Annotated in this window: 11 protein-coding genes and 1 tRNA gene; 5 read left to right on the top strand and 7 right to left on the bottom strand. The window is 48.1% G+C overall.

Annotation, left to right across the window (positions count from 1 at the left end):
• Positions 1-396 precede the first annotated feature (396 nt).
• From HOLDEFILI_RS16960 to HOLDEFILI_RS16950, 3 genes are read right to left on the bottom strand one after another with little or no spacing between them, the layout of a single operon-like run.
• Positions 397-1,161: a sugar phosphate isomerase/epimerase family protein gene (locus tag HOLDEFILI_RS16960; protein WP_006061127.1), complete on the bottom strand. Its 765-nt coding sequence runs from the start codon at positions 1,159-1,161 to the stop codon at positions 397-399.
• The gene (locus tag HOLDEFILI_RS16955; protein WP_006061126.1) at positions 1,158-2,390 is read right to left on the bottom strand and encodes a lipid II:glycine glycyltransferase FemX; all 1,233 of its coding nucleotides are present in this window, start codon (positions 2,388-2,390) and stop codon (positions 1,158-1,160) included. The genes HOLDEFILI_RS16960 and HOLDEFILI_RS16955 overlap by 4 nt, the downstream gene beginning before the upstream one ends.
• On the bottom strand, positions 2,387-3,622 hold the full coding sequence (locus tag HOLDEFILI_RS16950; RefSeq protein ID WP_039865381.1) for a peptidoglycan bridge formation glycyltransferase FemA/FemB family protein: 1,236 nt from the start codon (positions 3,620-3,622) through the stop codon (positions 2,387-2,389). The genes HOLDEFILI_RS16955 and HOLDEFILI_RS16950 overlap by 4 nt, the downstream gene beginning before the upstream one ends.
• A 199-nt stretch (positions 3,623-3,821) precedes the next feature.
• On the opposite strand from HOLDEFILI_RS16950, the gene HOLDEFILI_RS16945 reads away from it, so the two are divergent.
• Together HOLDEFILI_RS16945 and HOLDEFILI_RS16940 are read left to right on the top strand one after the other, a co-directional pair.
• Positions 3,822-3,897: transfer RNA gene (locus tag HOLDEFILI_RS16945), tRNA-Val, on the top strand.
• A 277-nt stretch (positions 3,898-4,174) separates the two neighbouring features.
• Positions 4,175-4,918: a helix-turn-helix domain-containing protein gene (locus tag HOLDEFILI_RS16940; RefSeq protein ID WP_039865380.1), complete on the top strand. Its 744-nt coding sequence runs from the start codon at positions 4,175-4,177 to the stop codon at positions 4,916-4,918.
• 29 nt (positions 4,919-4,947) lie between these two features.
• On the opposite strand, the gene HOLDEFILI_RS16935 is transcribed toward HOLDEFILI_RS16940, so the two are convergent.
• The gene (locus tag HOLDEFILI_RS16935) at positions 4,948-6,162 is read right to left on the bottom strand and encodes a helix-turn-helix domain-containing protein (protein WP_167317161.1); all 1,215 of its coding nucleotides are present in this window, start codon (positions 6,160-6,162) and stop codon (positions 4,948-4,950) included.
• Between the two features lie 209 nt (positions 6,163-6,371).
• Positions 6,372-6,686 (bottom strand): hypothetical protein, encoded by a 315-nt coding sequence (locus HOLDEFILI_RS16930; RefSeq protein ID WP_006061121.1) that lies wholly within the window; start codon positions 6,684-6,686, stop codon positions 6,372-6,374.
• 138 nt (positions 6,687-6,824) lie between these two features.
• Here HOLDEFILI_RS16930 and HOLDEFILI_RS16925 point away from each other — a divergent pair, with 138 nt between their 5' ends.
• Both HOLDEFILI_RS16925 and HOLDEFILI_RS16920 read left to right on the top strand, forming a co-directional pair.
• Positions 6,825-7,199, top strand: coding sequence for a helix-turn-helix domain-containing protein (locus tag HOLDEFILI_RS16925; RefSeq protein WP_006061120.1), 375 nt, complete (start codon positions 6,825-6,827; stop codon positions 7,197-7,199).
• Between the two features lie 511 nt (positions 7,200-7,710).
• Positions 7,711-10,350, top strand: coding sequence for a hybrid sensor histidine kinase/response regulator (locus HOLDEFILI_RS16920; protein WP_006061118.1), 2,640 nt, complete (start codon positions 7,711-7,713; stop codon positions 10,348-10,350).
• 225 nt (positions 10,351-10,575) lie between these two features.
• Here HOLDEFILI_RS16920 and HOLDEFILI_RS16915 read toward each other — a convergent pair whose 3' ends face one another.
• Both HOLDEFILI_RS16915 and HOLDEFILI_RS16910 read right to left on the bottom strand, forming a co-directional pair.
• Positions 10,576-10,971, bottom strand: coding sequence for a DUF2871 family protein (locus tag HOLDEFILI_RS16915; protein ID WP_006061117.1), 396 nt, complete (start codon positions 10,969-10,971; stop codon positions 10,576-10,578).
• A 20-nt stretch (positions 10,972-10,991) separates the two neighbouring features.
• Positions 10,992-11,555 (bottom strand): TetR/AcrR family transcriptional regulator, encoded by a 564-nt coding sequence (locus HOLDEFILI_RS16910; protein WP_006061116.1) that lies wholly within the window; start codon positions 11,553-11,555, stop codon positions 10,992-10,994.
• A gap of 174 nt (positions 11,556-11,729) precedes the next feature.
• Between HOLDEFILI_RS16910 and HOLDEFILI_RS16905 the strand changes: the two genes are divergently transcribed.
• Positions 11,730-12,401, top strand: a complete 672-nt coding sequence (locus tag HOLDEFILI_RS16905) for a hypothetical protein (protein ID WP_039865376.1) — start codon at positions 11,730-11,732, stop codon at positions 12,399-12,401.
• Positions 12,402-12,418: the final 17 nt, after the last annotated feature.

The raw sequence follows: 12,418 nt of genomic DNA, 5'->3' as shown, positions 1-12,418 counted from the left end.
CGATGAGAAAGAGTTGGATAGTTTAAACGAAGCAGAAGTGAATCAGATCGTCCAAGTTTTAAATAGAATAAATACCTCGGAAGATCTCCACGAGCAGCTTAAAAAGCTTTCTGATTCAAAGCATGAAGCTGAGAACATAACCCAGCTGTCCTATACTCATGACTAAGTGGATCTGGACTTCAAAGGATCGGATTCAGGATAGCGTGAAGTTGGAAAAAAGTTCGTTAGAGTCAAATCATGGAGATGAAAATGGAAAGGATAGAATCGGATGACGCGCAGGAGTCACAACTCACAGCTCACAATTCCAACTATGAAAAACCCCCTCGATCCGAAGCTCAGAGGGGGTTGGAGAAACTGTTTTTAAGCTGCTTATAGTGGAATTTCAAGGACACTTTTCTAAAGACAGGTATTGTGCGGCAGCCATTTTTGCAGCGTTTCCATGTCCTGACGGAACTGTTCCGGCTGATCCTCTTTGACAAATTCCAGAATCAGCGGGATTTCGCGGGGAATCAAAGTCAGCCAGTTTTTCCAGGCAGCTTCCTGGGCTGCGAGCGGCAGCCGTGTGTTGTCGGGTAACCAGCTGAACACATGGACGCGTGCCAGCCAGGGCCGGATTTCCTCCAATTCCCGGCTGTTTTCTTCCACGGTGAGCTCTGGATTGGGCTGCCAGTAGGTCTTGCAATTGGAGCGGTTAACGGCCTTAAGCAGCTTCACGGCGGAAGCGCTGTTATCCGTCAGCGACTTGCGGTGATATTCAAATGCTACGTCGATTCCCACTTTCGCTGCCAGATCACAGCACCGCTGTGTTTCCGCGACAGCTTTCTGAAAAAAATCATCGTCGGCTTGCGCGGAAGCGGTGCGGCCGGCCCAGATCCGCACAAGCGGCGCTCCCAATTTGACGGCGGTCTCGAGATAAGCCTGGAAATCGGTATCCGGATCGAGACCTTGATTCAATTTGTAATAGCTGCCGTAGGAGAAAATCGCAAGTTGATTTTGCCGGCAGGCTTCCGCAGCCTGACCGGCCAGATCCAACTGCTTTGGTTTGATATGGACGTCGCTGCCCCATTCGATACCGGTGCAGCCCGTTTCCCGGGCCAGTGCGATGATTTCATCGACGCTCATCTGACGAAAGGTGACCGAGGTCAGTCCGACCGGTCTCATGCGTGCTTCTCCTGTTTACCATACCGCAGCGAGATGAGCTTGCGTTTTACCCGGCGGCGGAAACGATCCGCTTTTTTCCAGCGGGCAGTGCGCGCCGGTTTGCGGATATAGTCGAACTCGCCGATCCGTTCTGTATAAACTGAACCGAATGAACGCTTGTAATCGTACAAACCGTAATGCGGATCGGACTTTTCCGTCACGCCGGAGAATCCGCACATGTCATAGCGCAGGACGCCGTGATTTTTCATGTCTTCGATAGCGAACCGGTGCAGGTTATCCACCGCTTTGATAAAGTTGAAATCTTTGTGGTTATAGGTATAAAGATCCCAAGACTGCGTGCCTAAGCGCAGAAACAGGCCGGCGGCGATCGCTGGCTTTGCGCCGTATCGCGCCTTTAATGCTGCGGCTTTTTCTTTTTCTTTCAGCTTGGACTGCAGCGCTTCAGGATCCTTGTTATACTTGCCGCTGTCAATTTCATGCTGGATGCCGCTGATCATTTGATCGAGGTCAATTTCGGTTACATACAAGGCGGCGTGATCGCCAAAGGCATCCAACAAGGCTTCAAAGAAGGACTGGGGATGCGGCTGAAAGCCCTGAATCTGGGATAGCTGCCGTTCAAATTCGCACAGCTGCGGCAAATCTGCTTTTGTGCCCAGGCGGGTCGTCACGCCGATCACCGCATGCCGACGCAGACTGTTCTGGCGCGGCTTGGAGAAATGCCTGACGATCTCCTCGATGGAAGGCGACAGGTCGATGATTAACGTGTAGCGATTGACCCAGCTGCCGTTGTAGGCATAACCGTAACCCTTATGCACAAACCCCAGCGATGTCAGCAGCGCTGTCATGTCTTCGTGATTTTCGCCGCCTTCGATCGGATTGCCTTTGATATCCCGCTCCATACGCAAGACGTTCGGATCGATCCGCAGAAAGTCAACTCCGGCGTTTTCTGCCAGCTGGATCAATCCCCGCAGGCCTTGTTCGCACAGCTCGGGATCGTCATAATCCAGACAAGGCCCCCAGGGAACATAGAAATAGTGGATACCCAGCGACTTCCGCTCGAGGATCATCGCCGTGCCTTTCAGTTCATCGTGATCGTAAAAACCAATGAAATGCGGCTGATCGTGCTTCTGCAGCGCTGCCCACATCGAGGTTTTCATGTAATGCCCATACGGATGTCCGCTGACAAACATGTCCAGCTGGGCGGCCGGAATTTGTTTACAGATGATCAATGTGATTCCCTCCTTAACCATTGCCGGCGTAATTCCTTAACCTTCGGCAGAAGCTGAGTCCAGATCGGATATAGAACCGGCTTGCACGGGAGGCTGAATTCGCCGATATAAACGTCGATCTTCGGTGAAAACGACGACTTGAAGATGAATAATCCATCGTCCAGCGTGCCTTCTACCCCGCCGAAGTTAAACCGTGTGCAGCCTTGTTCAAAAGCCCATTGAATCCCGCGGCAGCGCAGGGCATACGCGGCCAGGTAGCGGCGGTATTTCTCGTTTAAGCCGGAGTACAACAGCTCGCAGGTCGTGCCGTCATGAACTAACAACAGCGCGCTGACCAGAATATCACGGCCATCTTCCTGGGCTTGTTGGTGCAGCCTGGCTTTTTCTTCGTCAAGGTCCGCGATTTGTTTTTCCAGCTGTTTACGCTTTTTGTTTGCTTTTTCATCCAGCTCGTTTAGATGCTGACGAAAACCTTCCTGTTTTTCCTCGACGAGTGCCAGCGCATGATCGCAATCCAGATGAGCGGCGAGGATGCAGGCCTGATCGCCGAAGTTTTCCATGATCGTCCGGAAGTAATCTTCATTGCGCAGATGGATATTTTTACGCTGTTCCGTATATTTGATCATTTCGGCTAATTCGTGGACATGCTCAATCCCCCAGACCTCAATCTGAATCCCCTTCGCAAAGCTGTTGTGGATTTTTTCGCGGGTCTTTTTCGGGAAGAGCGCTTCCCAGTTTTCCTGACGTGGGAAGCATAGCTGATACCGCGGCTGCACGGTTTCGCTGATCAGCTTCGTATAACCCGCAAAGTGCGCGTTAGCCTTCGCCAACTGTTCCGGAATCGGACTGCGGACGTTCCAGGCCGCTTCTTTCTGATCTAACTCAAAGCTGCCGATTATGAGATACGGATCGAATTTACATTCCACCGCGCCCTGCTTCGCACAAAAACGCCGGATTGCAGATAAGAAAAATTCAACCTGTTCGGAATCCTCATAGTCCATGATCGGTCCGCGGGGGATATAAGCCAGCTTCATGCCCATCGGCAGTTTGCGGAACAGGATCATCGCCGCTCCGCACAGCTGTCCATCCCGGGTCATGCCGACAAATTTTGAAGTCCATTCCTTTTTAACATGAGCCCAGGCTTCCGTCTGATATATATTATTACAGCGGCTGGCACGGGTAAATTCGTCCAGCTGCTTTCCTGTGATCGCTTCACAAAACTGTAAATTCATAATGCTTCGCCTCCGATATTTCATTATAGCATACCCGCCCTTAACTTTCTCCAATCGTTTTGGAATCTGAGGCAGGAATCCAATCCGAAGAGGGGAAGAAAAACGGAAAAAAGGCGGGCTTCGGCCGTTCATTTTTTGACATTTTTGGTTAAAAAAGGGTTGCGGTTTTTAAGGATCAATGGTAATATATTAAAGCACCGGACGCTTAGCTCAGTTGGGAGAGCACTTCCTTGACGTGGAAGGGGTCAGGGGTTCGAGTCCCTTAGCGTCCACCATGATTTATAAGTAAAAGTTGTCGTCAAGGCAGCTTTTTTTGTTTTTCTTTCCCTTTCTCCGCTTGTGGAAATCCGATATTGATCAGCGCTGTGAACGGCATGGAGGATCATGAATTACTAAAGAATTGGAGATCTGAGATCTTTAAAATGTTGTTTTTAATGAACATACTTGTGATACAATACACATACAGATTGACTGACAGTCGAGAAACAGGATGATCATTCTGCATAGATTCGGCTGATTGTGGGGGAACTATGGCATACAAGATTGGAGAAGTTGCGAAACTATTGGGAATTTCTTCTGAAACTGAGCCGGCTGGCTTATTTTGACATGCGTCCGGTGGTTATCCGCAGTCAGGATATCCCGCAGGGAAAAGGCGACTGGAACCGGATCCGGGAACTATTGGAACAGATAGAGCTTTTGCTTTTTGATAAGAATGTCCACAAGCTGGAGCTGGCTGTTCATGAGCTTTTCATTAAAGAAGTGAAGCCCAGCTTTAATTTTGATCTGGGCTACGCGGTGATCAACGATCTGAACCGTCTGACCATGAAGCTGAAAGACCAGCTCAATTTAACGCAGTCTTCCGCTTCGCTGCTTTTCCATCTGGACCGCTATTTCAGCGTTGAGGAAACGGAAAAAGCGGTGCTTGAGCGGCTGCGTCAGATTCATCAGGAAGCGGCGGCGGATTATCAGCGCATGAGCCCGATTACTCAGCAGGCAATCGCCTGGATAAAACAAAACTATACAGAGGAAATCGGACTGCAGGAAACCGCGGATTATTTAGGGATGGCGCCCGCTTATGTCAGCCGGACGTTCAGCCGGGATTTAAAGATTTCATTGAGTGCTTATATCACCCGCCTGCGGATCGAAAGGGCCAAGCTTCTGTTAATGGAAACGAATATGAGAATTGCGGAGATCGCTGTCAGCGTTGGCATTGTCAACCGCGATTACTTCAGCGTGCTGTTTAAGAAAAATACAGGCATGCGTCCGCAGGCATATCGCGATTGTTACCGGCAGTAGAGCTGCCGGCCAGTCTGTGCCGTACTCGATCAAAGTTCACCCCCCTGCAGGAGCTCAGCCAGCCGCTGAAGACATTGGCATTTCTTTGCATAGCTGCGTTTTTCATCATAATAATCAATTAAAAGCATCAGATAGAACCGTTTCTGATGCTGATCCAGTTTTTTCCGACCTTGTTTTAACAGGGTGATCAGCAGCTTATCCCGCCGCGGATCCTGATCGGCAGCGGCCTTCATGACTTTCATCAGATCGGAAATCGGTTCAGAATAGGATTTATCCGCCGGGATCTGATTTTTCATCAGCCCAATTTCGCCCTTTTTATATTTCAGAAGACACCGCAGAAAATCCAGCTCTTCGCTGGGGTGGGGAATATCACCGAAGCGCTCGAGAACGGCTTCGGCTTGTTCATAGCGTCCATGATTTATGCAGCAATAACCCAGCTTACAGAGAATGACAGACCGCGTTCCGGACATCAGGTTCAAGGTTTTGCTTTCCAGCATCGACGTCAGGATCGCCGCCGGCCGGTCATATTCCTGCATTGCCAGGATCGCTGCGTACTGGATATGACAATAGATCAGAAAGGGATAGCAGTTTGCCTGATTGAACATGCGCGAAGCGTTGGCGCAATGTTCACTGGCAAGCAGGCTTTTTCCTTTCTTAAAATAAAGAAGGGAAGCATAATAATGACCCAGCGCATTGAACAGAGGTTCTGAATTGATTTTCAGACAGCGATGTAAATGAATTTCCGCTTCGATCAAATCCTGACTCAGATCGCTGATTCCGCAGGCAAGTTCAAACAGTGCGGCCTGTGTATCGCTAAAGCTTTCCCGTATACTGGTCAACAGGCGTTTTTGTTGGGAAAATCCGCGCTGTTTTTTTATCATGATGGCATAGACAAAAAAGGCCAGATGATAATCAAGGGCCAGGGGCGAAGCGACATATCGTTTGCGCAGGCGCTGTAAATTCAACGCCTGTTCCCGTGCGGCATCCAAGTCGGAAAGCAGCGCGGTGCGGATGAACTGATCCAGCCTTTGACGAGCCGGGAGCAGCCAATTTTGATCGATGGTGTAGTCGAGATCCAGCGCTTTGGCCAATTGACGCAGAATCTGTGGGTCAGGCTGGGCCTTTCCTGTTTCAATCTGACTGAGATAACTGGCTGAGATGTGGCATTGAAAGGCCAGATCCGTCAGTTTCCGCGATTGATCCATCCGGCTGATTCGAATAAGAATTCCGGGAATTTTCATCATCATTCAACTCTCTTTCCTGTAAAAAATACTTTTAACCATGACCTTCAGCGCGATTTTTAACGGTTGTTTAATGAACGGACAATCGTTGCGGTTTATCCGCAATCCCGTATAATGAAATCGGCGGCCGGCGGGAAATGAAAATGGAAAGAGAAAAGACCGGATTCCGGTTAAAATCCGGTCACAACAGAGTTGACAAAACGGGGTTCAGCTTATTGTTTCTTGTTTTCGTAAGCTTCGTAAACTGCCAGCTTTTCCTTTGTGGCAGCGATGACTTCCGTCAGGTTTTCAAGGATGGTCTGTTCACGGAATAGCAGTTCCGTCATTTCCAGCTGATCTTCCTCGCCGTAACCGCCATATTTTAAATCATTGGTCAGATTTTCAATCGACCGTTCTTTCTTTCCGACCTGTTTCGAGATCAGACTCAGAAAATCAGCGAGATCAGCGCTGGTAAAATCGCCGATGCCGACGATTTCATTGAGCAGCGTGTAAGCTTCTTCAGGATTGGTTGCCGCGGTGACTAACATATTTTATCTCCTTTGTTTAACGACTTAAATTGAATAAATTTAAGTATAAAGCAAATATTGCTTCTTGTTTTATTATAATCATTTTTGCATCCGGTTACAATATAATCAAATCATGAACGACGATTTTATGAGGTAATTATGAGCAAAGAGAAGAAAGATCACGTCGATTATTGTCTTCTGGGTCAGCGCGTGCGGCGCGCGCGGATGAAGTTAAATCTGACTCAGGAGGTGCTGGCTGAAAAAGTCGGCGTATCCATTCCTACGATCAGTCATATTGAAACCGGAACGAATAAGGTCAGCCTGGAGTTGTTTGTCAGCATTGCCAACGCGCTGAACGTGACGCCGGATGAGCTGATTATGGACAGTGTGCCGAAGCTGACAGCTTTTTATATGAAAGACATTCGGGAAGAGTTGAAAGATTGTTCGCCCGCTGAATATAAGATTCTGACAGAAATGCTGGCAAGCATGAAGGCGGCGCTGCGGCGGTATCCGCGAAATAATGAGGATGAATAATTCCCTGATAATGAGATCCAGTTTATTTATAAACGGCCGGCTTTACCGCAAAGCCGGTTTTGTCTGTGATGGAGGGAATAGAACGAATCGTCGCTGTTCCGGGACATAGAATGATCAACGGATGAACTAAAATAAAATGGATTCGGAATCATTTCCTTATTCAATCAGTCAAACTGACGCTCAAAGACTGGCGCATAGGTAAATCTCCGTGATTTGAAATAAACGGATGTTATATTCAGCCTGCCAGAAAATCAGAAAGCACGGATAATCATGAAAACAATCAGAGAAATTCATTCGTACACGAGATAGTTAAATAAAAAAACAAATTCTATCTTTTCCACCTTTAATTTGTATATAAAACGATAAAACAGGGATGTTTTCAGGAAATCGAATTGTATTTTTTTATTTATAATTTATAATTAATGAGATTAGTAAACTACAACCATCTGAATTTAAAAAAATAAGCTGAAATAAACCTCGGGTGCCTGTCAAATAAATGAGGAGAAAATAAATGAAATCTTACTTTGCTTCTAAAAAAGCAACTGCGGCGGGTACCCTTATTATCTGCGTCATCTCAATTATCTTTACACTCAGCAGTATTTATTCGATTCGAAATATGGAAAGCGCGGCGTCGCGGATTTACGAACACCCTTACACCGTTTCCAATTCTGCCCGCGAAATGCGTTCGCGGCTTTTGGATATGAAACAATTTATCAGTATCTTCTTAACGGACAGCTTTCATTCCATAGAGGATACCGAGGCTTTACTGGAAGCGCGCTATGCGCTGCAGCAGGAGTCTTTGGACAAAATCACGGAGAAATATCTTGGCCCTGCCGACGATACGAAAAAGCTGCAGGAGAAAATGGATGAGCTGATCGCGGAGCAGAGTCAGCTGCTTTATTCAGTTCCCGATTATTCGGAAGCAGAAATTAACGATTATTTGAATGAATATATTTATCCGATCTATGATGAAGTCAGCGAAACCTTGACAACGATTATCACCTTTGCCAATCAGAAAGTTTTAGCTCTGGAAAAAGAGATGAAATACACGAGCGGTCTGGCGATATCAACGGCGGTTCTGCTTTCTTTGTTTATCATTATCCTAAGTATCCAGAACAGCCGGCACATGGAACGCAGGCGTGTGCATGACGTGGCGGACCGCGAGAAAATGTTTGATTTGTTGTCCAATAATGTCGACGACGTCTTCTTTATCTATAATTTAAAAGAGAAATGGATGGAATATATCAGCCCTAACTGTGAACGGATTCTGGGCTTGAATGAGGATCAGCTGCAGCACTACGATGCTTTTACAGCCAAGCTGTCAGAAAATGATCAGGCGGCGCTTTATCAGCTTTTCCATTCCGGGATTCTGCGCAGTCAGGCCGAAATCAGTTTAAAGATGGAAGGCCAGGGAATTCGGGATAAATGGCTGTTGTTAAAAGCCTATCCAATTCTGGTTAACGATCAGGTTGTACGGTATATTATCAGTATCGGGGATCAGACCGACGCGCTCTTAGCTCAGCAGAATCTGCGCGACGCCCTGACGCTGGCCCAGAAAGCCAATGATGCGAAGAAGGATTTCCTTTCCCGGATGAGCCATGAAATCCGCACGCCGATGAATGCGATTATCGGCATGGCGACGATTGCGGCGGCGAATATCCACGATCAAAACCGGGTTGAAGATTGCCTGGCCAAAATTGGCTTTTCATCCAAACATTTATTATCATTGATCAACGATGTGCTCGATATGTCAAAGATCGAAGAAGGAAAGCTGACCATGAGTCATGAACCCTTCGAGTTCCGTCAGCTGATTCAGTCGATTACTTCCATTATTGATTCCCAAGCCCGCTCGCGTAATCAGAATTTCGAGGCCACCGTCGTCGATTTTACGGAGGAAATGGTCGTGGGCGACGCTATGCGTGTGAATCAGATTCTGTTGAATCTTTTATCGAACGCCGTCAAGTTCACTCCTGAAAATGGAAAAATCCGGTTGGAAGTGCGTCAGATCGGGATCCGCAACAATCAGGTGCGGATGCGCTTTACGGTCAGCGATACCGGAATCGGGATGAATGAAAACTTTCTGCAAAGGTTATACATGCCGTTTGAACAAGCCGACAGTATGATTTCACAGCGGTTTGGGGGAACGGGCCTGGGGATGTCGATTACCAAAAACCTCGTCTCGCTTTTAGGCGGAACGATCCAGGTTTTCAGCAAAGAAAATGAAGGAACGACATTTATTGTGGAATTATCTTTTGAACGGCTGGACGCCCCTGCGCTGGCTTCGACGGCGGAAAGGTTAAATCAGCTGAATGTTCTGGTCGTGGATGACGATCAGGATACCTGCATCCACACTTCGCTTTTACTGGAGCGCATGGGGATTCTGGCGAAATGGGTATTAAAGGGAGAAGAAGCGGTAAAGATCATTATTGACGCACATGGAAGCGACAACGAATATGATGTTTGCTTTATTGATTGGCAGATGCCGGATATGGACGGCATCGAGACTGCCCGCAGGATCCGGAAATATGTCGGCGCGGACACGCTGATCATTATTATCTCGGCGTATGATTGGACTCCGATTGAACAAGCGGCCCGGGAAGCGGGCGTCAATGCTTTTATTTCCAAGCCGATGTTTGCTTCCACGATCTACAATACCTTGATGACGGTAACCCGCAGACCGGCTTATGAGAAACCAGAAGAAAAAGAAACGGTGAAGCCGCGGGAACTGGCGGGAAAAAGAGTGTTGTTAGTGGAAGACAATGAATTGAATATGGAAATTGCGACTGAAATTTTGAAAATGGCAGACGTCAAGGTGGAATGCGTTCATAACGGCCGGGAGGCAGTGGATCAAGTTCTGAATTCTGAAGCGGATTATTATGATCTGGTGCTGATGGATATTCAGATGCCGGTTATGAACGGTTATGAAGCAACGCAGGCTATTCGTAATTCCAATCATCCCAACGCGAAATCGCTTCCAATTCTGGCGATGACGGCCAATGCGTTTGTCGAGGATATAGCGCTGGCGAAGGAAGCGGGAATGAACGCGCATATTGCCAAGCCGATTGACGTCAGTCAGCTGTATACAACGCTTACCCAGATTCTCCAGGAGACGCCGGACGGGGATTCCGATAACGGGGTGTTGGAGAATTAAAGCTTTTTGAATCCGCTGATGATTTGCGGAATAACATACCGGCAGAAGCTTCAGTACAGAAAAAGTGAAATCGGGGAATACAAAAAAAGCTGGCAGTCAGGCCCTGAAGGTCCTGAATTGACCAGCTTTTTATCTTTTCCCGGAAGTGAAACTCAATGGATCTCCACAGCGAAACTCACTGTGAATTTTCTAAGAGCGGCGTCCGGGCGGAAATCAGTACGTTCATTAAGCGCGGGAACGGATCAGGTTCAGAATCCAGACTAAGCCGACACCCCATAAGATATGACCCAGACCGGCGATCCCGGCGATCATGGCGCCGACTTCCATGCCCTGGACTTCCATCCAGCCATGGACCAGGAATAAGGCGACGGTCCAGATCAAACCAACATTATAGACTAGATAAGCCTTGCGGAAAGAGCCGGTTTCGGCAAAATCGATGAATTTGCTTAACAGGGCGACGATTAAGAAAAACAAGGTGCCTAATAAAAACAGATGACCATGGGCCAGCGACAAATAGGTCCGGCTTGTATAATTGAGCATCCGCGTGACTTCACGGAAGAAGACGCCGGCGGCCATAGCGCCCAGGGCGTAGACAAAAGCGGTGTTGATTAATTTTTTCATAGATAAACTTCCTCTCTTTTCTATTGAATTTCATCGTTGTTCAATGGGGTTAAGACACTTTCCAGCCAGCGCCGCAGCGATTCATAGCGATAACCGCGGTTTTCCAGGCAGCCCAGCAGGCTGTAAAACAGGAAGGCGGCGCGTTCGTCCAGCTGATCGTCCGTCTCGTCAGGAAAACTGGTCTTCAGGGCTAATGCCAGCTGATGCGTCAGATGCTTCTGAGCATGCAGTTCACGGCTTTTCGCTTCTTCCAACGCCGCGGGCGACAGGCCGGAGGCGGCGTGCAGAAACTCGGATGAGAATTCATCGACGCTTTCTTTCATGACGGCGTAAAGCCAGTCCAGTTTGACTAAGACGTCGCCTTCGGGAAACGACTTCTGATGAAAACAGTTCTGCCAGAACTGTTGGACGACATCCAGAACCAGACTGTCCTTGGTCGGGTAATAGTTATACAACGTACCTAAGGCGATGTTGCATTCGCGGGCTAAATCACGCAGCTTGAGTCCGCTTAAGCCGCCGGTGCGCGACAGCTCGATCGCTTTTTCAATCAAGGTCTGTCTTAGATTAGGCAAAAGTTTAGGCAAAGTCTCACTCCTCTCAAGATATGAACTGCGTTCATTATAAGAAGAAGAATCATGAAAGTCAACGCAGACGCTCAAAATGAATGAAAAAGAATAAACAGGAAATGATCGCAAAAGGTGTTGACAGAAACAGCTTCTGAATTTATAATGAACAATGTTCATAAAGGAGGAGAATTTATGCAAGCCATTGTAGAAACTGTGTTTGATATTGTGTATCTTTGTACGGTGATCACGCTCGGGCTGATCATGATCCGCCAGGGCCGCGGTCATCGTCAGTATGTCCTGTTCGGCATTATGGCGGTGACGCTGGGCGCGGGCGACGCGTTCCATCTTGTGCCGCGGGCCGTCGCGCTGTGCACGACGGGGTTGGAAAATTATACGTTCGCGCTGGGGGTCGGAAAATTCATCACCTCGATCACGATGACAATTTTCTATGTTTTATTATATTATGTCTGGCGTCAGCGTTATCAGGTGTCCGGAAAGCAGGGCGTGACGATCGCCGTCTATCTGTTGGCGGCGCTGCGGATCGCGTTGTGCCTGTTCCCGCAGAACGGCTGGACCAGCGCCAACGCTCCGCTATCCTGGGGGATTTACCGCAATCTTCCGTTTGCCCTGCTGGGGATCTTGATCATCGTGTTGTTTTATCAAAGCACGAAGCAGCATCAGGACGCGGCTTTCCGTTTCATGAGCCTGACGATTCTTCTCAGCTTCGGATTCTACATTCCGGTCGTGTTGTGGGCGGATACGATTCCGATGATCGGCATGTTGATGATTCCGAAGACCTGCGCTTATGTCTGGACGGTCTGGATCGGATATTCCGCGATGCGCAAAGAACTTCAAGCAAAATAAAGATAGATGTAAAGAAC

Source organism: Holdemania filiformis DSM 12042 (genome assembly GCF_000157995.1).
Taxonomy (GTDB): domain Bacteria; phylum Bacillota_I; class Bacilli_A; order Erysipelotrichales; family Erysipelotrichaceae; genus Holdemania; species Holdemania filiformis.
Note: the sequence above shows the minus strand (reverse complement) of the source record. Positions and strands in the feature narration are given on the sequence as shown.

Coding starts and splice junctions, on each gene's coding strand:
- HOLDEFILI_RS16960 (WP_006061127.1), bottom strand. CDS start 1,161: ATGAGACCGGTCGGACTGACCTCGGTCACCTTTCGTCAGATGAGCGTC.
- HOLDEFILI_RS16950 (WP_039865381.1), bottom strand. CDS start 3,622: ATGAATTTACAGTTTTGTGAAGCGATCACAGGAAAGCAGCTGGACGAA.
- HOLDEFILI_RS16935 (WP_167317161.1), bottom strand. CDS start 6,162: ATGATGAAAATTCCCGGAATTCTTATTCGAATCAGCCGGATGGATCAA.
- HOLDEFILI_RS16930 (WP_006061121.1), bottom strand. CDS start 6,686: ATGTTAGTCACCGCGGCAACCAATCCTGAAGAAGCTTACACGCTGCTC.
- HOLDEFILI_RS16925 (WP_006061120.1), top strand. CDS start 6,825: ATGAGCAAAGAGAAGAAAGATCACGTCGATTATTGTCTTCTGGGTCAG.
- HOLDEFILI_RS16920 (WP_006061118.1), top strand. CDS start 7,711: ATGAAATCTTACTTTGCTTCTAAAAAAGCAACTGCGGCGGGTACCCTT.
- HOLDEFILI_RS16915 (WP_006061117.1), bottom strand. CDS start 10,971: ATGAAAAAATTAATCAACACCGCTTTTGTCTACGCCCTGGGCGCTATG.
- HOLDEFILI_RS16905 (WP_039865376.1), top strand. CDS start 11,730: ATGCAAGCCATTGTAGAAACTGTGTTTGATATTGTGTATCTTTGTACG.